The organism is Pseudoflavonifractor sp. An176, from assembly GCF_002160435.1.
Taxonomy (GTDB): domain Bacteria; phylum Bacillota; class Clostridia; order Oscillospirales; family Oscillospiraceae; genus Enterenecus; species Enterenecus faecium.
Map to the genome: position 1 here is coordinate 161,842 of NZ_NFKO01000003.1, position 18,971 is coordinate 180,812.

Below are 18,971 nucleotides of genomic sequence, written 5' to 3' on the forward strand. Positions count from 1 at the left end.
GCGGGTATGACGGAATTGGCAGACGTGCAGGATTTAGGTGCTGTCACCTCAGTGAAGAAAGTGCAGGTGTGGTATGGAAAGTCAGATGACAAAAGGGCATTGCTATCTCTGTGGCGCAATCGTTGCAAAATCGGGTTTTTTGAAGCATTTTTCCTCCAGACATTCTGGCGGGGAGGAAGCGGAGAACCAGAAATGTGTCCTCCTTAAGGTGGAGGACGCCGAGGATAAGGTGTATTGGCTGTACCTCGATATGCCGCTGACCTCTACGCTTAAAACGCTGGATACTTTTTTGCGGGAGATCTGGCTTGAGTGCTGTGGGCATATGAGCGCATTTTATCAACGCGGCGGGGTGGAGATAGGGAAGAGCACAAAGCTGGAGCGCATTCCGACCGGTTCCGTTCTCTTTTACGAGTATGATTTCGGCAGTACGACAGAGCTTCGGATTACGTTTCTGCATCCTGTGTCCCGTCCCAAACAGCGCAAGGCTGTCCGTTTGCTGGCTCGGAATCTGCCTTTGCTTTTCGAGTGCGGACAGTGCGGCGAGGCGGCGGATTACGTCTGCTGTGAATGTGACGCGATGGAGGAGTACCCGTTTTTCTGCGAGAAATGTATGGCGTCCCACGAGCACGAAGGATGCGCACTGCCCGTGGTCAATTCCCCAAGAATGGGCGTATGCGCGTACTGCGGGGAATACGATGTATACGAGTATTCGGACGGTACCGAAAAAGAAGGGTGAAAGAGCAGCGCAAGCAGGATGTGCTGTCTGCATCTATCCTTCTCAAGCAAAAACGAGATATCAAAAGCGACAGGAAAAACTCCTGTCGCTCATATAAGCGGGTATGATGGAATTGGTAGACATGCGAGATTTAGGTTCTCGTGAAGCGATTCGTGTGGGTTCGAGTCCCACTACCCGTACCATGTTATCCCAACACTATAGATGCCGTAGGCGCAACGCCTACGGCATCAACCGTTTCCGGGATTTTTCTCCTCAAAATTTCACCGAAAATTCCATAGATGCAAACGCCCTGTTTTCCCCGACTGGTGGGACTCGAACCCTCCTCTACCCCGTCGTTGGCACAGATATAGGCAAACAGCGCCCTTTTTGAACAAAGCAGTTTCAAAAAGGGCGCTACTCTTCTCCAAATAGAATATACAGCGTTTCTAGGCGTCAATTTGTTGGTCGTGATCGATCATCAGATTGGCGCCTTTTTTCATTTCCAGCAAAATTCAAAAAGGGCGCCACGCCCCAAAGAGGTAAACAGTATGAAACGAGACACATTTTTTCAGGAGCTTCGCCGAGTACTCCAACGGGTAGGCTTCACCACCCAAGCAGAACAGGATAGTCTGTTACCTGTGGAATGGGATGGCCACCCTCTTTGCAGGATCACAGAGGGCGGCGGTGTACGCTACCGACAGGAGGATGTGGCAACTTTGGAACGGGAACAGGCCTGTGAGCAGGCAACCCATCTGGCCGGTACAGTGCGGGAATACATGACGTTGCTGGAGCAGGCTCCCCCCTTGAGGGCACAGGGACTGACCGGAGACTTTCGAGTGCTGGCCGACTTCAACGGGACTGTGCTGGCTGGACACCAGACCAAATTCGGCATCCACTTTGTCACCTGGGACCGGGACTTCCGCTGGACAGGTCTCAACTACGGCCACTACTTTCAGGAAAACTATGTGGCGGCCAAGCAAGACTTTGCTATCCGTTCCGGCCTTGTCCCCCAGCACCAAGTTTTTAACCAGGAACAGCTCACAGAAATCTTTCATTGCTGCGCTGATACCCTAAATACCAACCTGAATCTGTCCCCCAAGCAGGAGGCATACATCCGGGATATCCAAGAGCAGATTGAAAGTGGCATACCAGATATCACGGAACAGCTCAGAGAGCAGGAGCACCAGCCCACAGAACCTTATATCCCCCAGCAGACCATGTGAAATTGCGCCGGAGTTCTAACCAAGACTCCGGCGCTTTTTCTATTTCAGCGAAAGGAGGACATTGCCCATGCCCCATTACTTCACACGGGATTCCCCTCTATGATAGCGAGGAACCCGGATCACTTTTACAAGAGATGAGGCAGATCATTTTAACTCAGAAGGGACGTGATACAAGTGAAACTCATCCAACGCATCCTTACCACAGCTCTGTGCAGTGCCCTGTGTCTCGGGATACTGCCTGGAGCAGCGGCACCCCCAGAAACGCAGCCATCCCAAGAGGTGGTGACAGAGGCAGCTGAACCCACCGTTGAGGCTACCACAGAGGAAGAAATGCCCCTGCTGGCCACCATGTCGGCCTGGTCTCCCGGCGAGGTGGTCAACACCTGGGAGGGGGAGCCATACACCTCCATCACCGGCCATAAGTACGCTCTGATGAAATTTAGCTTCATGCGCTACTACAGCGACGGTACCAAAAAAATTATCACCAGCACTCAGGCCAGTGGCTATACCAACAACAAGTACTATGTGGGAAACACCCTGGCCTACTGCATCGAGTCCGGTAAGGCCTTTGACGGAGGAGACTACACCTCTGGAGAAGCTGGCACATCGGACTATCTCAAACTACTGTCTCCCACGGCCCGTGAAGGCATTATGCTGGCCATGCTCTACGGCTATAACCCGGAAAACCCCAGCTATATGCCCACCGAAAGTGAGGTGGGTTGTGCCTTCAACGTGGACGACTTTGCCTTTGCCACCCAGATCATTATCTGGGAGTATCAAAGCGGCATCCGCACCAGCCCCACCTCCATTTCCGATCTATCCTATGGGGGCAAAACCATCGAGGCAGACAACTATGTGAAGTGGATCGAGGGACATCCGGCTAAGAACTGCTACAACTGGATGCTGGACCAAATGGCTGAACATCGAGTAATCCCCAGCTTTGCCAGCACGGATGTGGGCCTCAATATGGCTCACACCATGCAGTATGATGCCATCAGCGGTAAATACACCGTAACCCTCACAGATACCAACCACACCGGCTGTGACATCACCTTTCCCTCTACCAGCGGGATTACCGTCTCCCGCCAGGGCAACACCTACACCTTCTCCACCACCCAGGAGATCACCGATCCCGTTACTCTGACGATGCGGAAGAACATCCCCCAAAATACAGGAGCCCTGCTCATCTGGTCCAACGGTGTGGGCCAGACCTTAGCCACCGGAGTGCAAGACCCGGTGGTTTTTTATTTGCAGCTGCGCACCCAGCCCCTGGGGATGCTCACCATCCACAAGTCCGGCCAGGGAGACCAGGACCTGTCTGGGGTGAAGCTCCAACTGCTGGATGACCAGGGAAACGCGGTGACCTGGAGCCAGCAGGCGGATGGACGCTATGCCGCTCTGGTGGTGCAGAACGGCCAGTTTGTCCCTGGGCAAAGAACGGATACTCTGGTCACCGACGCAAAGGGCCGGGTGGAGCTGGTGAACATCCCCTTTGGCACTTACACCCTGCGGGAAATCCAGACAGAGGAAGGCTATCAGCTTCTGCCCCAGCCCATCACCATCACCCTGCCCTATGGGGTAGCCGGTGCCAAGGACACCACCAGTGATGAGGTGTACTACAGCAATGGCACCAACTACTATTACCATCTCACCTACGACTTGCGCAACACCCTGGTGTATCGCCTGCCCGCCACAGGAGGCTATGCCATCTGGCTGATGAGTGCCGGATTGGCACTGGCCTGCCTGTGTGTCACTGGGCTGGCTATGCATAAAAAACATCAAACTGAACATTAAGGAGGACAATCAATCATGAAACAGAAGATGTATCGCTTTACCGCCATGGGGCTGGCCCTGTGTGCCGCCCTTGGCCTGTCTGGAACGGCCCTGGCCTATACCACCCAGGATGCCACCATCGACTACGGACGCACTGCCAGTCTCACCGTCACCAAGTATGACCTCACCGCCACCACTCAGGCGGGGGTAAGCACCGGTGGGCTGGTGTCCACCGGCAAGGAAAGCCACGAGGCAGAGACCATGCTCCAGGACTACACCCTGGGCGGTGTGGAGTTTACCTACCTGCGCCTGGGCGGCATTGATATGTACTCGGATCAGGATGCCGCCAATGCCACCGTCCAGGTCATCTACGGGGTGGACAACGAGGACGTGCGGGACACGCTGGGTCTCACTTCGGAGGACGTGGTGAAAACCGAGGATGGCATCCCCTGGTATACCTCCGATACCCTGATCGACGCTTTGGAGGAACAGCTCACTGCCAACCGCCGAGCCACCAAGGATGCGCTGGAGGCGGAGGCCAACCAGAGCGGCACTGCCATGCCTCTCACCGATGACATCACGGGCACCTCTTCCGTGGACGGCCTGGACCTGGGCCTGTACCTGGTGGTGGAGACTGAGGTGCCGGAGAATGTCACCTCCACCGTCAACCCCTTCCTGGTGTCTCTGCCCATGACGGACACCCAGACCGCTGACGGCTGGTTCTACGATGTCCATGTCTACCCCAAAAACGAGACCGGGAACCCCACCCTGGAGAAAGAGGTGGCAGACCTGGCCCACGGCATCAGCTTCTCCGGCGACGTTGATGGGCTGGGCTACCGGGATGTGGCCACCGGCAGCACCGGGGACGTGATGGGCTACCGCTACCTGTCCACCCTGCCCACCATCACCTCCAACGCCACCCAGCTCACCCAGTACCGCTTCGAGGATATTCTCTCTCCCGGCCTGGAGTACAACCAGAACGACGTGATCGTGTGCTGGTATAAGAGCTATGAAGCGGCCCAAAAGGACTACACCGTTGCCACCCCTAACACCCCTGCTACCCAGGGCGCCAACGCCGTGGAGACATGGGAGTGTAACGAAAAGGGACAGGGCACTTATTTCGATGTGTCCTACTCCAATGGTAGTGACGGCTCTACCATGATGACCCTTCAGTTCAACGAGGCTGGTCTGGAACGCATCAACAGCCCCGTGGACAACAGCCAGCAGGAAGGGCGGTATTCCGACTGGACCTGCGTGGTGTACTACACTGCCAAGATCAACAGCACCGAGGACATGATTCTGGGTGATGAGGGCAACCCCAATACCGTCACCCTCACCTGGGAGCGCACCAGCCAGGACTATATCGACACCCTCACCGACGAAGCTAAGGTGTACAGCTATGGCATCCACCTCACCAAGAAATTTTCCGCCGGAGGCACCAACTTTGACGCCGTCCAGTTCATTGCCCAGAACGTGACCAACGTCACCGGCAACTACTATGTGGTGGCAGAGGCCACCCCTGCAAAGGGTGTGTACTACGCCACCGGCACCACCACCAATGTGGACGAGGCCACCCGCATGACCCCGGATGAGACCGGCCACCTGTATCTGTATGGTCTGGAGGAGGACACTTACCAGCTTACTGAGACCCAGACCGATGCTGGCTACACCCTGCTGGAGGATGTGATCACCGTGGACATGGACACCAAGTACACACCCGGTGTGCAGGTTGGCTCCCTCACCGCCACCGCCACTGTGGACGGCTATTCCGCCACCATGGAGGCCATGGGGGACAGTGGAAATGCCCTGGTTCCCCTGACTGCCCTCAACACCCGTGGATTTGACCTGCCTGAGACCGGCGGAAAAGGCACCATGGTGACCACTGTGGTGGGCATCGTGCTGGCCAGCGGGATGCTCACCGGGTGTATCGCCCTTCGCTACTGGAAGCGAAAGGGTGAGCTGGATGAAAAGAAGTAAAGCGCCTCTTTTGTTGGGGCTGGGCTGTGTGCTGGCTGTGGGGATGATGCTCTACCCCATGGCCAGCAACTGGCTTTCGGGGCAAACACGCTCCCAGGTCATTACAGAATATTAGACGGCGGTGGAGGTGCTGGACAACCAGGCTACCCAACAAGCCCTAGAGCTGGCCCAAGCCTACAACCGGGATCTGCTGGAGCAGAGCTGTTCCATTGCCGGATTCTCTGTCTCCGGTGCCCCAACCCCAGACAATAACATTCTCACCGCCCTGGACCCCACTGGAGGCGGCATGCTGGCTACCCTGGAGATTCCCGCCATCGACGTGATTCTCCCCGTGTACTACGGAACTCAGTCCACCACCCTTACCTCTGGTGTGGGGGTGGTGGAGGGCAGCTCCCTGCCGGTGGGAGGAGAAGGCAGCCATGCAGTTCTGGCTGGTCACAGCGGACTAGCCTCATCCCGGCTCCTCTCCGATCTGGATCAGCTCACACAAGGTGATGTGTTCTTCCTGCGGGTGCTGGATGAAACTCTGACCTATGAAGTGGACCAAATCTCTGTGGTTCTCCCCGATGATGTGAGCCAGATTGGGATTGATCCACAAGGAGACCATGTAACCTTGCTCACCTGCACTCCTTACGGCGTGAACTCTCACCGTCTGCTGGTGCGTGGCACCCGGACGGAGTGGACAGCGGAGGGCACCACAGTTCCAGACACTGAGAACCTGGTCTACGAAAGCAGTTGGTGGAGCGAATACCGCACAGCACTGTGCATCGGGTTTGGTATCTATCTTGCCATGCTGGCGATAGCTGTTCCCATTGGCGTTTGGAGGTTCACTCGTAGGAAGAAAGAATAGGAAGTCTGACTGGACCGCAGGAAAAAGGGTTTACAGCGCAAAGGGTTTATAGTACGATGATAGAAAAGTCAGCATTTACGAACGAAAAATGGAGGACAACTAATAAAACATAATGGGGGATATATCATGAGATGTGAAAGTTTAGGCGCTTTGGTTGGTAGTCTAATTGGCACAGTCGGGACAGGAATTGCAATCTATTTTACAGGTAGCATTTGGTCAGCGGTAATCGGCTTTGCTGGGTTTCTTTTTGGCATGAAAATAGGGAGCATATTCGATAAGCAAAAGTGATTTCCTCATGTGTGGGCAATACGACATGAATATTGTGAATATTGCCCGTATGTGTGTCCTAAGCGGTTATTACCTTACCATATCAGTTTTATTTGTTCTCTAAAACCGTAAAGAAAAAACGAGATAGAGTGCTCACGCTGTAAGGCAGATATGTTTGCAGCGGATATGGATGATATTCCGATAAAAACTATACTTCAGCTATGGAGGGTGGAAGCTATGAAAACTCAGAACCAATGCCTTATACTTAGCACCGTTTTCCTGTTGGCCTTTGTTTGGAATGTATTGTGTTTGTTCGGGTTTCTGCCATTGAAATTTTATATTCTTTCCTTGGTAGTCGTAGTGTTAGGAAATTTCTTGAATATCATGATAGCTTGTCGCACCACCGAACAGGAGTCGCATAAGAATAATAAGAAAAATATTCCCGTATTCGTTATGTTCCTGTGCATTGCTGTAGCGTGGTTGACTACACTGATTGCATGCATCGTATATCCTCGATAATTTGGAAAAAGGAACTGGATTTCATGGGGAAAGCAGTTGGTGGAGCGAATACCGCACAGCTCTGTGCATCGGATTTGGCATCTACCTTGCCATGCTGGCCGTGGCTGTCCCGGTGGGTCTCTGGTGGGTTAAGCGGAGGAAAGCAGTTTACAGCAAGAGTAGTCTGTGATATTCTAAGGCAAACACCAATCTCCAATCAGGAGGAAAGGGTAATGCAAAAACAGGAACGTAAACTAACGCATAAAGAGCAGGAACGAAAAAAACGATTGGAACAGATTTCCCAAAAAATGAGTGCAGATGGTTATCGTAAACGGGACCTGACTGTGGGGGTTATTTTCGCCAATGTCGTGGGGCCTCTGATGATGCTGCCATTCTGTGTGATTGTTGGAGTAATATATCTCTGCACCAAATTTTCGGGAGATCTTTTGTCTTTTCGTATCGGATGGAGCTTCTTTCCTCTGCTTGTCGTCTTGATTGTTCTGCATGAGGCGATACACGGGCTGACGTGGGGGATTTTTGCAAAAGGACACCTTAGGTCGATATCATTCGGAGTGATTTGGAGTGCGCTTACCCCATACTGCACTTGTGGGGAACCGTTGAAAAGATGGCAATATGTTCTTGGGGGATTGATGCCAACATTCATTCTAGGATTTGGAATGGCCGCTGTTTCTGTTGCCTTGCAGTCTGATCTGTTGTTTCTTCTGTCTGAAGCCATGATCGTCGCAGGTTGCGGAGATTTCCTGATTGTCTGGAAACTATTAACGTACAACGCAAGTGGAAAAGACGTCATGTTTTATGACCACCCCTATGAATGTGGCACTGTGGTATTTGAACGTGAGAAATGAACTCAGGGATAACCTGGACATTACCCGTGTTGTATGTATCGGTCATTCTGAGTGACATGGAAAAAGGAGATGGATTTCATGGGGAAAAAAGAACGATTTGAAGTGGTCTATTCCCAAGGCATGGCTAAGGGTATGGAAATTTGGGTGGACAAGGAAACCGGTGTCAACTATTTGTTTAGCCATTCCGGGTATGCAGGAGGATTGACCCCCTTACTAGATCGAGATGGAAAACCTGTTATTTCGCCTATTGTCAAGGAATAACGTAAACTGAACAGACTTGCTTTGAGCAGGAAATCTTCCGAGATTTCCTGCTTTTTTCTTTGCAACAGAAAAGGAGTGGATGAAATGAATTTGAAAGCGAATTGTCCCCAGAAGCAGTTACGGCATGGCTAGATGGCTGCTGGGACTGGCTCTGGCGGTGGATTTGGTGCTGATGGTAATTCTCTGCCAGCCCATTGCTGCCCCCATTGTGTATGAGCAGACGGCGAAAGAGGAAGTTGCCGTGGTGGAGCAGGGACAGAAAAAGCCAGGGATTCACCAAGACCTGAGAGAAGCCATGGAGGCGTACAACCTCCAGCTGTCCCAGGATCAGTCCGGCCTGGACAGTGTGGGCAGCTATGAAGCACCGGGGTTGAACTTAGAAGACTACGGAATGGAAGCCGATGATGCCGTAGGCTATGTAGAAATCCCCGCTATGGAGGTCACCTTACCCCTCTATCTGGGAGCCTCCAGAGCGCACATGAACGATGGAGCGACGGTGCTGGGTCAGACCAGTATGCCCATTGGAGGCATCTCCACCAACTGCGTCATTGCCGCCCACCGGGGCTGGAATGGAAAGGCCATGTTCCGGGATGTGGAGCTGCTTCAAGAGGGGGACTTGGTGTACCTCACAAACCTCTGGGAAACCCTGACCTATCAGGTGACGGGAATCTCTATCATCTGGCCCGACGAAGTGGAGGCTGTGGCCATTCAGCCGAGCCAAGACATGGTGACCTTGCTCACCTGCCACCCCTATATTGTGGGCACCCATCGGTATCTGGTGTACTGCCAGCGGGTGGAGCAGGATACTTCTGTTCAGGAACCCGCTGTGACCACCCCCAACATCCAGCAAACACAGGTTGCAGTGAAAGCATCACAATCTGAAATCGAGCTTGAAAGCCATTTGCAGTTGGTAGCACTGGGACTGAGTATTTGTACCGCTGTGGTGCTGATTTACACCATGGCAACCATCCAAAATAATCGAAAGACAGGTGATAGAAAGAGATGATAGGCGCAGAATTGAGCAATATCAACCACCCGGAATTTGGTGTTGTTACCATTCCCCTTCCCATCCCCAAAGAGCAGTATGACAGCTGTGTGGAGTTGCTGGAGTCGCTGGAAATTGGGGATGCCTCCAACCAGGACTGCCATTTGGACGAGCTCCACTGCCCCTGGCCAGTGCTGAATCAGCTGGAGGGCACTCAGGTGAATCTGGAGGAACTGGACTATTTGGCCAAGCGGCTGGACAGTTTTGATGATGGCGAGGTGGCACAGTTCCAGGCTATGGCCGAAAAACAGAATCTCACCAACATGAAGGATCTCATCAACCTGACCTTCTGCTGTCAGCAGGCCACCGTCATCACGGACTTCTCTGATTTGGAATCCGTGGGCCGCAGCCACTATATGAACCTCAACGGCGGCTGTGCCAGCCTGGAAGAACTGGAGAATGTAGATGGTGTGGAATCTGCCCTCCTTCTGATCGAGGGGAATCAAGGCGTGGTCACCCCCTACGGTGTGGTCTACGACAACGGGATGCAGCTGGAGCAGATCTACGATGGCAAGCACTTCCCCTTTTATCTCTACGATGACGCAGTGCTGTCCCTGGGTCTGATCTCCAAGGGACAGCCGGAAAACACCAAAAAAGCCACTTGGCTCTACCTTCCCACCACAAGGAAACAGCTGGAACGTGGAATGCTTCGCTCTGGCATCCAAGACCCGGAGGATATGTGCTTTCAAGTAGGAAACAGCGAATTCCCTATGGAGGTGGATGTAGCACTGGATTTCAAACAGGAAAGCATCTTCGACCTCAACGACCTGGCATGGGCTGTGGCCAGACTTGACCGGGATAACCTTCAAAAGCTGGGGGCTGTGGTAGCCTTGGCTGAGCCAGAGAATGCCAGCCAGATCCGCTGTCTGGCCGAGAATCTGGATTTGTTCCAGTTTGCCCCCGGCGCCCATACCCCTGCAGAGTACGGAATGTTCATGATCCAGCAGTCCGGCCACTTTGAGTATGACCCCAATCTGGACGAGTTCTATGACTACGAGAAGTACGGCCTGCAGCACATGAATCAAGAGACTGGTACATTTACCGACCGGGGGTATGTGGCCTACCACGGCACGATAAGCCTGGAGGTACTGATGATGGGAGAAACACACCAAGAAGAACAAACTTTTCAAATGGGAGGTATGTAAATGTCAGTTCCCAAGGAATGGCTGAATTTCCTGCGAGAGCAATTCCCCGCAGAAACCAGAATTAAACTCAGAGAGATGAAAGACCCCTATACCCAGCTGGAGCCGGGCAGCACCGGCACCCTGGACTACATCGACGATATCGGCCAGTTCCATATGAACTGGGACAACGGCAGCGGCCTTGCACTGATCATCGGGGAGGACAGCTTCTCCGTGATTCCACCGGAACTCACTACCCTGAAGCTGTATATGCCCCTGACAGCGGACCTCTACACCCGCAACGAGTACGGCGACATAGAGGAGGACTGTACCCAGCTGGATGGCAGAATGCTGCGTGGCTACGAAGGTGACATTCTCAGCGCTCTCACCAAATACCGTATGCCGGAAGAAATGGAGCGTGGGCTGATGCACTGGTACAGCGAAGATGACAGCGTCAACCGGAAAGTCCAGTCCGCTGTGTTCACGGTCGAGGATCGAGACGGTCAGCTCTGGGGTGTTGCAGAATGCCGTGTGGCCGGTACCCTGTCACCGGAAGAACTTTCTACCCTGAAAGACTATATCTCTGGACAGGCATCGGATGGCTGGGGCGAAGGATTTGAGCAGCGGGATGTCTGCATTGGTGACGACGAACTGTATGTCCATCTGTGGAGCTTCGACGATTGGAGTATCCAGACGGAGGAGGAGCGCTTCTCCCCCAAATTGGCAGATGGACTGCCGGAGATGTGCTACTCCACCCTGCCCACCACGGGCCAGCTGATTTGCATCAAACGAGGTGAAACCGGCTACCACCCCTCGGAGTGGGACACCGGCGACAAAGAGCGGAATGTGGAGCTGGCCGACCAGCTCAACGAGCACCTTGGCGTAGATATGTGGCAGAGACAGGCCATGGAGGTGGGCAGTATGTGTGGCTGGGATGTCCCCGGTGCCGACCCTGCCAAGTATCAGGAACATGGAACGACGATGGGAGGGATGACCCTTGGATAATGCGTTCTGCATTGCGCTCTACGGGAAACATAATCAACACAGCTGTCTGGAGCTTCCGGCTACCTACTACCAGCTCCAGGATGCCATGGACAGGCTCCATATGGCCATCGGCGAAAAACCGGACCTGGAACTGCTCCATCCGGGAGCCTTCCCCTTTCTCCATGACCATCTGGGCTCGGACTGTGACCTCTACCAGCTCAACGTCCTGCTGACCAGGCTGGAAGGGCTGAGCGACATGGAAAAGGCCGTTTTTGAAGGACTGGTCCAGATGGAAGCCGCCAAGGACTATGGTCCCATCCCCCTCTCCACCCTGCTGAATCTGGCTTACAGCACAGACTGCTGTCATGTGGTGGATGCCGTTACAGATCATCAACTGGGCAAATTCTACGCTGAAAATGGTTTTATTCCTGAGGTAGAGGATGCCCCCGATTCCATCTTTGACTATCTGGACTTTGCACAGCTGGGCCGAAAAGCCCGACAGGAGGAGGGCGGTGTCTTCGTCAGCCATGGCTATGTGACCCAGCACACAGACCTTAAGCAAGTACATGACAGCCTGGACGTAGTTCCCAAGCCTCCCTCCTACGCTATTCGCCTGCTGGTGGCCAGAGGTTTCAATCAACAGGAACCCAGGGTTACTCTGGAACTCCCCGCCACACAGAGCCAGCTGTCCCGTGTGCTGGAGGAGCTGGGCGAATCCGCTTCCTGGGACCAGGTGGTATTCTGGAGCGAGGACAGTGCCATTCCCGATCTGCTGGAGAACCTGGAGTGCAATGACATCCAGGATCTGAATCAGCTGGCAGAGGCCATCAAATGCCTGGAGCGGTCTGGACAGCTCACCAAACTCAAAGCAGTCATCCTTGCCACCGACTGCCACGAGGTCGTCGCCGCCGCTCGCATTGCGGAAAATCTGGACGACTACCTGCTCCAGCCCGACCAGCGCAGTCCCAAGGAGGTGGCACTCCAGAAGCTGCACACCATCTTGGATGAGCAAACCCTTTCCATGCTGCAAGAGCACGTCAATCTCAATGCCTATGGCAGAGACATCCTGCATCATGCCAATGCAGTCCTGACCCCCTATGGGCTGGTGGCACGAGAAGATGGCGAACCCCTCCTCTGCCCTACCTCTGACCCTAAACTGGGAGGGATGCAGATGCAGTAAACCGTAACCCTCTCATATTCCCAAACAAAACACACAGGGGCCGTACCCGAAAGGGACACGGCTCCTGCTTTTTTGTTGCTCCTTGTTCGGGTATGGCCCCGGAAAGGAACAATGATGCGAGAACAACAGGTATTGGCCTATCTGAAGGCCGTGTGCAAAGGCAGAAAAAACATCCAGAAAAGCCGTCAGATCCAGCTGGCGCTTCACATCAACGGCAACGAACTGCGTAAACAGGTCCACCGTCTGCGACAAAAGGGACACCCCATCGCCAGCAGCCAAGACGGTTACTTCTACGCCGTGACTGCCGGAGAGGTCTACTCCACCATTGGCCAGTTGAGGGCCATGGAGTACGGCCTGAAATTGGCCATCGAGGGTCTGGAGCAAGCTTTGGACTCCTTTGGCGGTGACGCCGATTGAAGAGCTTTATCCCATGGGTGGGCGGCAAAGCCAAGCTGCTCTGGCTGATCCACCGCCTGGCTCCCCCACGCTTTTCCCGGTTTATCGACGTGTTTGGCGGCAGCGGCACCGTAACCCTCAACCGTCCCATTCAACAAGGCTGTATGGAGGTATACAACGACTTCAACAGCGACCTGACCAACCTCTTCTGCTGCGTCAAGAACCGAACTATGGCCCTGCTGCTGGAGCTGGGCTTTCTGCCCTTGAACACCCGAGATGATTTCAATGTGCTGTACAAATTCTTCTCCAAGGAAGAATTCACCGATGATTATCTCAGCCAGGAGATGGAGCTGACCCAGAGATATTTGGAGCCACCTGATGGAGAGGCTGTCCGCAGAATGATGCTGGAGAGGGCTCCTCGCGGAGACATCCGCCGGGCCGCAGACTACTTCAAGCTCATCCGATACAGCTTCAGCGGCGGGGCCAAGTCCTTTGCAGGAAAAACCTGCGACATCCGTCGCTTTTTTCACCTGGTCTGGGAATGCTCCCGCAGGTTGGCGGAGGTCATTATTGAAAACAAGGACTGCGTGGAGATTGTTCGCCAGTACGACCGGAAAGGTGCGTTTTTCTATTGTGATCCCCCCTATTACGAGGCAGAGGGCTGCTATGCGGTGGCCTTCCCCAAGGAAGATCACCAGCGGCTCCACGATGCCCTGCTGAATTGCGAAGGGTACGTCATGGTGTCCTACAACTACTGCCCCTATATCGTGGAGCTGTATCAGGAGTTTTACATCTTCTACACCACCCGACCCAACAGCATGTCCCAGAAGGCAGGCAGTGAGTACGAGGAAATCGTCATCACCAACTATGACCCTCGCTGCTACAACACGGCAAGGAATTGGCAACTGAGTATGTTCCACCTGTCCCCCACCGACGAGTACGAGGGGCGCTATACCCTGATCCATGAACCAAATCAAAATACTTAACGATATGGAGGAATAAACATGACATTTATCAACTACACCAACGACGGCAAAGCCGTCATCCAGTCTGCCGCCCTGATTCTGAGCGGTCTGGAGCGAGAGAAAACCCTGGAGCTGCACACCCTGGAAAACGCCATCGTCCTGCTCAAGCCGGAGATGAAGCCTGTGGAGAAAGCCGCCGCAATGATGACGCTGATGCGCCTGGTCAACAGCCTGGGCGCAGATATGATGACTGGCTGGAAGGGCCAGGAGGAGGATGAGGATGTGTGCGACGGCTGCCACGGGTGCGCCGAGGACACGCTTCCCATCCCCGCAGAAGCCTTTGCAGATGCAGGCATTGTCTTTGACAACCTCCGGGTGTTCAGCGTAGACGGTGCTGTTCTGGTTGTGCCTCAGGATGACGCTGAAAGTTGGGAGAAACTCCTGAGCCAACTGGCACCCAACAAACAGAATCTTTCCAAGTAAGCAAGACATGGTTCACCTGAGTCCTTTTTTCAGTGGGCCTCCACCCCCCGATGTTCCAAAGCATCATCCGGGCCCAAATACACACTATATTTTTGTAACTGGAGGTAATCTATGTGTAAATGGAACTACAAACGCTTTGCTCTCTTACTGGTGGTGGCGCTGGCCATGACCTCCCTGATGGCAGGCACAGCCTTGGCCGCTGGCAGCGGAGATGTAGCTGGAGCCGTAGAGAGCACCTGGACCACCGCATCCACCCAAATCAAGACTGTGGTCAACAACGTGGTCTTCCCTGCCATTGACCTGATCCTTGCCGTGTTTTTCTTTGTCAAAGTGGGTACCGCATACTTTGATTATCGGAAAACCGGGCAGTTCGAGTGGACGGCCCCCGCCATTTTGTTTGCCTGTCTGGTGTTTACCCTCACCGCCCCCCTGTACATCTGGGGCATCGTTGGTATCTAACATCCCGAAATTCATGTAATCAACTGAGACACAAGGCCGTACCAGCTGCGGGATCTTTGTGTTATGCGGTTGGTACGGCCTCATTCTGAAAGAGGTGAACCAACCATTGTTTATTTGGGATTTTGTAGCTGATACTGTCCTGAGCCAGATCATTGATTGGATCTACAGTCAGATCATGGGCTTTCTGGGCAACTTTTTTGCCGAGATGGGTAACATGGGCGTGGAGCTGTTCACCATGAGCTGGGTGCAGAGCATCATCCTGTTTTTCTCCTATCTGGCCTGGGCACTCTATGGCACAGGCCTTGTAGTGGCCTGTTTTGAATGCGGCATTGAGTATTCCTCCGGCAGAGGAAACCTGAAAGAAACGGCTCTCAATGCCATAAAGGGCTTTATGGCAGTCGGTCTCTTCACCGTGGTGCCCGTGCGGCTCTATGAGCTCTCCGTCACGCTGCAGGGCACTCTCACCGCAGGAATCACTGGATACGGAACCTCCATTGGCCAAGTGGCAACGGAGATCATCGACACCCTCAGCGATGTGGAGTCCCTGACCGAAATGACATCCGGCTCCTACTTCGGCTTTGCTTCCATCACCAGCCCCATCATGCTCCTGTTCTGCATCATTCTCATGGCCTATGCTGTCATTAAGGTATTCTTTGCAAACCTGAAGCGAGGCGGCATCCTGCTCATCCAAATCTCCGTAGGCAGTCTGTACATGTTCAGCGTCCCCCGTGGCTACACCGACGGCTTCATCCAGTGGTGCAAGCAGATCATCGGCCTCTGCCTCACCGCCTTCCTGCAAGCCACCATCCTCATTGCAGGACTGATGGTATTCAAAGAAAATGCCCTTCTTGGGCTGGGACTGATGTTGTCCGCAGGGGAAATTCCACGCATCGCCGGAACCTTCGGCCTGGACACCACAACCAGAGCCAACATCATGTCTGCGGTCTATACAGCCCAGGCTGCGGTCAATACCACCAGGACGGTGGTCCAGGCGGTGGCCAAATGACATAGAGCTGTGGCATCCGCTTTACACAAAGCACAAAACAAAAATCGTCCTACACACTAAAAAAGTGCAGGACGATTTTTGAAACGATGCATTTAGATCTGTCAACTCAGACATGCTGGTGTTTTACGATTGTGCCTTTTTCTTTTGGTATCGAACCATCTTGAGACATCCACTACCAAGCCAAGCGGCAACCCAAACCAGCGTCATCGCCAGAGAGAAACCTCGGACGAAAAAGAGAGATGGAACACAAAGTATTCCTATTGCCAAGCAAAACACAATGCCGGACTTAGTTATTCTTTTTTCTTTCCAACCATTCCAGTATAGAATCGCTGCGCTCACTCCGCATGTCACGACTAACCCAAGAATATCCCACCAAAGTTTTCTGTCCATCATCGCTTTCTCCCCCTGACAATATCCACGAGGTTGAGCACCAGAATAACCAGTACGAGCACCATCGTTCCATTCCATCGGGACATATCTCCTCCTTGCAGCTCAACAACCAAATAAAGAATACAGGTCAACCCCATAATCAGCACCATCACCCACGAGTAACGACGCATAGTCCGCTCATAGTGAGATATGGATTCTTCATAGGACATGTCCAGAGCATGCTCGTAGTCCTCCTGCGTATTCAGAGATTTTCCATCTACAAAAAACTCTACCTTTTCGCTGGGCCACACCACAAAGTGACAGGTCTTTCCCCACAGCTCCAGAGTTTCATCCAGCCCTCCCCGAACAGCCTGAAAGCTCTTGCGGTAGACAGTTTTTTCAAATTTATCGTCTACCCACAAGACATACTTGTTATTCATCACTTGACAAAGGATTGCGTGAGACACTCCATCCACAGTGGCGCTCCAGTTATACTCTTTTGTCATTTGTTCTCTCGCTCCCGTTATCCGCCCGCTTTGCAAAGTATAGCTTTCTAAACTTCAGCACAGTTCCCACCAGAAGAAATACACCCAGCGACGAGAAAGCGACCGAGGCCACCGGCTCATTAGAACTCAGACCAAGTGCCAAATAAAATATCAATGCAATCACAGTCCCAAAAAATAGGACGACCAATGCAATGAGTGGATAGCGAATCCAACGGCTCAGCTTCTTGTTCCCGCTGGTCTCTATGACCCCATCCACAATCAACTCCAAGAAAAACTCAAAAAGAATATCCATTCTCTCACTCCCTCTGTCTGCTAAAGCACATCCATGGGTAGACGCATCAGCAATTCTGATTTATATAGGAGCATGTATGCACCCTTATTCTTTCATGCGCAGCAGGTTTCGAATATACGCCACAGCCCCTGCCAGCACGAAAAGAGCAAACAGCCACAGCATCACAGAGGCAAACAATTCCTCAGTGTATAGGGCAACAGCAAAATAAACCGCCATAGCAATTCCAGACACGAACATCATGCATATCAAGGCGACCAATGGGTAACGAATCCAGCGGCTAACACCCTTGTTCGCACTGAGTTGCACTAAGACAGCCCCTACCATCCCCAAAATGAATACTAAAACAATTTCCATGTTCGCCCTCCATTTATTCGGGTTCAAATGAAATCCAGCAGCGAACGGACATACTTCCGCAGCTCACGACTGGAAACGGCACAGATAATCACCAGCAAGAGTCCCACAAGAAAAACCCATAAGCCGGTATCTGGGCCAGCACCGGTATATAGCCCGACACCCATGAGTAGTACACCCAAAACAGCAATTCCCTTCATCAAATACTTACCTATTGTCTTGGTCATGTGCTTCACTCTCCACATTGTGACTTATTCTTTCTTATCTTTCGATACAAACGCTACTATCAGGTGTACGATTGCTACACACAGCCAAGCAATACCCGTAAGGACACTCACGCCATAAAAATGAACCAGCGACACCAGCAACCACGTAATGGCTAACACCAAAAAACTCTTATTGGGCTTCATCTGCTGCTCCCCCTGTTTTCATTTTTATCATTTTACCACAAACATCCGTCTCTGTCACGAATAACCGCCAGAGATATGCCTGAACACCCCCCAATACATATGATGTGAGGACAATCTCGTTGCTTCTGCTTTGGTAATGCCCTGTTTCTTTGTTGGAATGTGTGAATAGCTTTCCCTGCTCAGTTCCAGTATGCTTTGCTTGCAAAATCACAGGAGTACGTCCCATGGGAGATAAGAAAAATCTCTGCGCCATGATTCCCGCCCAGCTGCATGCCAAGGTCATGGCAGAGGAAGAGCAGCTTGCACTGGGAACCCTGGCCGAATACGTAGAACTAATTCTCACCCAACACTTTGAAGGAGGTAACGTCACCATGGCAGCAACCAAAACCCTGGCCTTTCAAATCCCCGAGGAACTGGACCGGCGGCTGAAGAACTTCATCGCCGCTGAAAAGAAACGGGGCAAGAAAATCAGCCAGAAGGAGTTCGTCATCGGACTCATCGAACAGGCACTGGCTGAGTACGAGGCACAAAGCCTGACCCAACCTACAACCGAAGCATAATTCACTGAACTGGCCGCCGGGAAAACCCGGCGGCTTTTCTTTTGGAGGTGAATCAATCTGTACATCTATCCCGATAACCTGACCGCCAAAGCAACCCTGTGGCTCTGGGAACTCCGGGACGTGAGCGTCATCGGTGTGGGCCTTCTGCTCTCTGTCCTGGCGCTCACCCAGACCGGCATCTTCGTCCCCCTGGTGCTGACGGCAGTCTATGCCTTTCTCAGCATCCGATTTGATGGCACCAGCATCCTGGACTTCATCCGGTATGCGGTGGCCTTTCTGTTTACCAAACGGCAATTCTACGAATGGAGTCCTGCAAATAAAAGTCAAGCACCAAAATGAAAAAAGTCCCGCAAAATTTGCGAGACCGAAAAAAGGGTGCAACAAATCAGACCGGAGAGAAAGCACCTCACCGGC

General features: G+C 52.9%; 25 protein-coding genes and 1 tRNA gene. 20 read left to right on the forward strand and 6 right to left on the reverse strand.

The window, feature by feature from the left end:
* Nucleotides 1-73: 73 nt before the first annotated feature.
* The 18 genes from B5F12_RS03325 (at nucleotide 74) to B5F12_RS03410 (ending at nucleotide 16,069) form a co-directional block, all read left to right on the forward strand.
* On the forward strand, nucleotides 74-736 hold the full coding sequence (locus B5F12_RS03325; RefSeq protein WP_087230251.1) for a hypothetical protein: 663 nt from the start codon (nucleotides 74-76) through the stop codon (nucleotides 734-736).
* A gap of 97 nt (nucleotides 737-833) precedes the next feature.
* Nucleotides 834-918: transfer RNA gene (locus tag B5F12_RS03330), tRNA-Leu, on the forward strand.
* Between the two features lie 504 nt (nucleotides 919-1,422).
* Nucleotides 1,423-1,938: a hypothetical protein gene (locus B5F12_RS03335; RefSeq protein ID WP_143482313.1), complete on the forward strand. Its 516-nt coding sequence runs from the start codon at nucleotides 1,423-1,425 to the stop codon at nucleotides 1,936-1,938.
* Nucleotides 1,939-2,220: 282 nt separating this feature from the next.
* On the forward strand, nucleotides 2,221-3,732 hold the full coding sequence (locus tag B5F12_RS03340) for a SpaA isopeptide-forming pilin-related protein (protein WP_143482314.1): 1,512 nt from the start codon (nucleotides 2,221-2,223) through the stop codon (nucleotides 3,730-3,732).
* Between the two features lie 15 nt (nucleotides 3,733-3,747).
* Nucleotides 3,748-5,688 carry a SpaH/EbpB family LPXTG-anchored major pilin gene (locus B5F12_RS03345; protein WP_087230261.1) on the forward strand — a complete coding sequence of 647 codons (1,941 nt, stop codon included), beginning with the start codon at nucleotides 3,748-3,750 and terminating at the stop codon, nucleotides 5,686-5,688.
* Nucleotides 5,675-5,803, forward strand: coding sequence for a hypothetical protein (locus B5F12_RS12250; protein ID WP_275532695.1), 129 nt, complete (start codon nucleotides 5,675-5,677; stop codon nucleotides 5,801-5,803). The genes B5F12_RS03345 and B5F12_RS12250 overlap by 14 nt, the downstream gene beginning before the upstream one ends.
* Nucleotides 5,804-5,815: 12 nt before the next feature.
* Nucleotides 5,816-6,538, forward strand: coding sequence for a class C sortase (locus B5F12_RS03350; protein ID WP_204221459.1), 723 nt, complete (start codon nucleotides 5,816-5,818; stop codon nucleotides 6,536-6,538).
* Between the two features lie 998 nt (nucleotides 6,539-7,536).
* Nucleotides 7,537-8,169, forward strand: coding sequence for a DUF3267 domain-containing protein (locus B5F12_RS03360; RefSeq protein WP_087230267.1), 633 nt, complete (start codon nucleotides 7,537-7,539; stop codon nucleotides 8,167-8,169).
* Nucleotides 8,170-8,247: 78 nt separating this feature from the next.
* Complete coding sequence (locus tag B5F12_RS03365) at nucleotides 8,248-8,430, forward strand: DUF6440 family protein (RefSeq protein ID WP_087230270.1); 183 nt, start codon at nucleotides 8,248-8,250, stop codon at nucleotides 8,428-8,430.
* 124 nt (nucleotides 8,431-8,554) lie between these two features.
* Nucleotides 8,555-9,436: a class C sortase gene (locus B5F12_RS03370; protein WP_087230273.1), complete on the forward strand. Its 882-nt coding sequence runs from the start codon at nucleotides 8,555-8,557 to the stop codon at nucleotides 9,434-9,436.
* Nucleotides 9,433-10,620: an antirestriction protein ArdA gene (locus B5F12_RS03375; protein WP_087230276.1), complete on the forward strand. Its 1,188-nt coding sequence runs from the start codon at nucleotides 9,433-9,435 to the stop codon at nucleotides 10,618-10,620. Before B5F12_RS03370 ends, B5F12_RS03375 begins: the two co-directional genes overlap by 4 nt.
* Nucleotides 10,621-11,601: a DUF4314 domain-containing protein gene (locus B5F12_RS03380; RefSeq protein WP_087230279.1), complete on the forward strand. Its 981-nt coding sequence runs from the start codon at nucleotides 10,621-10,623 to the stop codon at nucleotides 11,599-11,601.
* Entirely contained in the window at nucleotides 11,594-12,760 is a 1,167-nt protein-coding gene (locus tag B5F12_RS03385) for an antirestriction protein ArdA (protein WP_087230282.1), read from the forward strand. The genes B5F12_RS03380 and B5F12_RS03385 overlap by 8 nt, the downstream gene beginning before the upstream one ends.
* A gap of 114 nt (nucleotides 12,761-12,874) precedes the next feature.
* On the forward strand, nucleotides 12,875-13,177 hold the full coding sequence (locus B5F12_RS03390) for a hypothetical protein (protein ID WP_143482137.1): 303 nt from the start codon (nucleotides 12,875-12,877) through the stop codon (nucleotides 13,175-13,177).
* A complete protein-coding gene (locus B5F12_RS03395) occupies nucleotides 13,174-14,142 on the forward strand; it encodes a DNA adenine methylase (protein ID WP_242954874.1) in 969 nt (322 codons plus the stop codon). The genes B5F12_RS03390 and B5F12_RS03395 overlap by 4 nt, the downstream gene beginning before the upstream one ends.
* A gap of 18 nt (nucleotides 14,143-14,160) precedes the next feature.
* A complete protein-coding gene (locus B5F12_RS03400) occupies nucleotides 14,161-14,604 on the forward strand; it encodes a hypothetical protein (protein ID WP_087230287.1) in 444 nt (147 codons plus the stop codon).
* Between the two features lie 111 nt (nucleotides 14,605-14,715).
* A complete protein-coding gene (locus B5F12_RS03405) occupies nucleotides 14,716-15,063 on the forward strand; it encodes a DUF3852 domain-containing protein (protein WP_087230290.1) in 348 nt (115 codons plus the stop codon).
* Between the two features lie 106 nt (nucleotides 15,064-15,169).
* Entirely contained in the window at nucleotides 15,170-16,069 is a 900-nt protein-coding gene (locus B5F12_RS03410) for a conjugal transfer protein TrbL family protein (protein WP_087230293.1), read from the forward strand.
* Nucleotides 16,070-16,192: 123 nt separating this feature from the next.
* On the opposite strand, the gene B5F12_RS03415 is transcribed toward B5F12_RS03410, so the two are convergent.
* From B5F12_RS03415 to B5F12_RS11835, 6 genes are all read right to left on the reverse strand, one after another.
* Nucleotides 16,193-16,462, reverse strand: a complete 270-nt coding sequence (locus B5F12_RS03415) for a hypothetical protein (RefSeq protein ID WP_087230296.1) — start codon at nucleotides 16,460-16,462, stop codon at nucleotides 16,193-16,195.
* Nucleotides 16,459-16,944 (reverse strand): hypothetical protein, encoded by a 486-nt coding sequence (locus B5F12_RS03420; protein WP_143482136.1) that lies wholly within the window; start codon nucleotides 16,942-16,944, stop codon nucleotides 16,459-16,461. Before B5F12_RS03420 ends, B5F12_RS03415 begins: the two co-directional genes overlap by 4 nt.
* A complete protein-coding gene (locus B5F12_RS03425; RefSeq protein ID WP_087230303.1) occupies nucleotides 16,928-17,236 on the reverse strand; it encodes a hypothetical protein in 309 nt (102 codons plus the stop codon). The genes B5F12_RS03420 and B5F12_RS03425 overlap by 17 nt, the downstream gene beginning before the upstream one ends.
* 84 nt (nucleotides 17,237-17,320) lie before the next feature.
* A complete protein-coding gene (locus B5F12_RS03430; protein ID WP_087230306.1) occupies nucleotides 17,321-17,590 on the reverse strand; it encodes a hypothetical protein in 270 nt (89 codons plus the stop codon).
* Nucleotides 17,591-17,613: 23 nt separating this feature from the next.
* Entirely contained in the window at nucleotides 17,614-17,814 is a 201-nt protein-coding gene (locus B5F12_RS03435; RefSeq protein WP_087230309.1) for a hypothetical protein, read from the reverse strand.
* A 24-nt stretch (nucleotides 17,815-17,838) separates the two neighbouring features.
* On the reverse strand, nucleotides 17,839-17,997 hold the full coding sequence (locus B5F12_RS11835; RefSeq protein WP_158096732.1) for a hypothetical protein: 159 nt from the start codon (nucleotides 17,995-17,997) through the stop codon (nucleotides 17,839-17,841).
* Nucleotides 17,998-18,221: 224 nt separating this feature from the next.
* Here B5F12_RS11835 and B5F12_RS03440 point away from each other — a divergent pair, with 224 nt between their 5' ends.
* Nucleotides 18,222-18,557, forward strand: coding sequence for a hypothetical protein (locus B5F12_RS03440; RefSeq protein WP_087230312.1), 336 nt, complete (start codon nucleotides 18,222-18,224; stop codon nucleotides 18,555-18,557).
* 57 nt (nucleotides 18,558-18,614) lie between these two features.
* Nucleotides 18,615-18,896, forward strand: coding sequence for a hypothetical protein (locus B5F12_RS03445; protein ID WP_087230315.1), 282 nt, complete (start codon nucleotides 18,615-18,617; stop codon nucleotides 18,894-18,896).
* The last annotated feature ends 75 nt before the right edge of the window (nucleotides 18,897-18,971 follow it).

Bases quoted from the DNA above. Each gene is read 5' to 3' on its own strand.
- B5F12_RS03325 (WP_087230251.1), top strand. From the start codon at position 74: ATGGAAAGTCAGATGACAAAAGGGCATTGCTATCTCTGTGGCGCAATC.
- B5F12_RS11835 (WP_158096732.1), bottom strand. From the start codon at position 17,997: ATGAAGCCCAATAAGAGTTTTTTGGTGTTAGCCATTACGTGGTTGCTG.
- B5F12_RS03425 (WP_087230303.1), bottom strand. From the start codon at position 17,236: ATGGATATTCTTTTTGAGTTTTTCTTGGAGTTGATTGTGGATGGGGTC.
- B5F12_RS03345 (WP_087230261.1), top strand. From the start codon at position 3,748: ATGAAACAGAAGATGTATCGCTTTACCGCCATGGGGCTGGCCCTGTGT.
- B5F12_RS03380 (WP_087230279.1), top strand. From the start codon at position 10,621: ATGTCAGTTCCCAAGGAATGGCTGAATTTCCTGCGAGAGCAATTCCCC.
- B5F12_RS03420 (WP_143482136.1), bottom strand. From the start codon at position 16,944: ATGACAAAAGAGTATAACTGGAGCGCCACTGTGGATGGAGTGTCTCAC.
- B5F12_RS03365 (WP_087230270.1), top strand. From the start codon at position 8,248: ATGGGGAAAAAAGAACGATTTGAAGTGGTCTATTCCCAAGGCATGGCT.
- B5F12_RS03390 (WP_143482137.1), top strand. From the start codon at position 12,875: ATGCGAGAACAACAGGTATTGGCCTATCTGAAGGCCGTGTGCAAAGGC.
- B5F12_RS03360 (WP_087230267.1), top strand. From the start codon at position 7,537: ATGCAAAAACAGGAACGTAAACTAACGCATAAAGAGCAGGAACGAAAA.
- B5F12_RS03400 (WP_087230287.1), top strand. From the start codon at position 14,161: ATGACATTTATCAACTACACCAACGACGGCAAAGCCGTCATCCAGTCT.
- B5F12_RS03430 (WP_087230306.1), bottom strand. From the start codon at position 17,590: ATGGAAATTGTTTTAGTATTCATTTTGGGGATGGTAGGGGCTGTCTTA.
- B5F12_RS03440 (WP_087230312.1), top strand. From the start codon at position 18,222: ATGGGAGATAAGAAAAATCTCTGCGCCATGATTCCCGCCCAGCTGCAT.
- B5F12_RS03435 (WP_087230309.1), bottom strand. From the start codon at position 17,814: ATGACCAAGACAATAGGTAAGTATTTGATGAAGGGAATTGCTGTTTTG.
- B5F12_RS12250 (WP_275532695.1), top strand. From the start codon at position 5,675: ATGAAAAGAAGTAAAGCGCCTCTTTTGTTGGGGCTGGGCTGTGTGCTG.
- B5F12_RS03375 (WP_087230276.1), top strand. From the start codon at position 9,433: ATGATAGGCGCAGAATTGAGCAATATCAACCACCCGGAATTTGGTGTT.
- B5F12_RS03415 (WP_087230296.1), bottom strand. From the start codon at position 16,462: ATGATGGACAGAAAACTTTGGTGGGATATTCTTGGGTTAGTCGTGACA.
- B5F12_RS03405 (WP_087230290.1), top strand. From the start codon at position 14,716: ATGTGTAAATGGAACTACAAACGCTTTGCTCTCTTACTGGTGGTGGCG.
- B5F12_RS03370 (WP_087230273.1), top strand. From the start codon at position 8,555: ATGGCTAGATGGCTGCTGGGACTGGCTCTGGCGGTGGATTTGGTGCTG.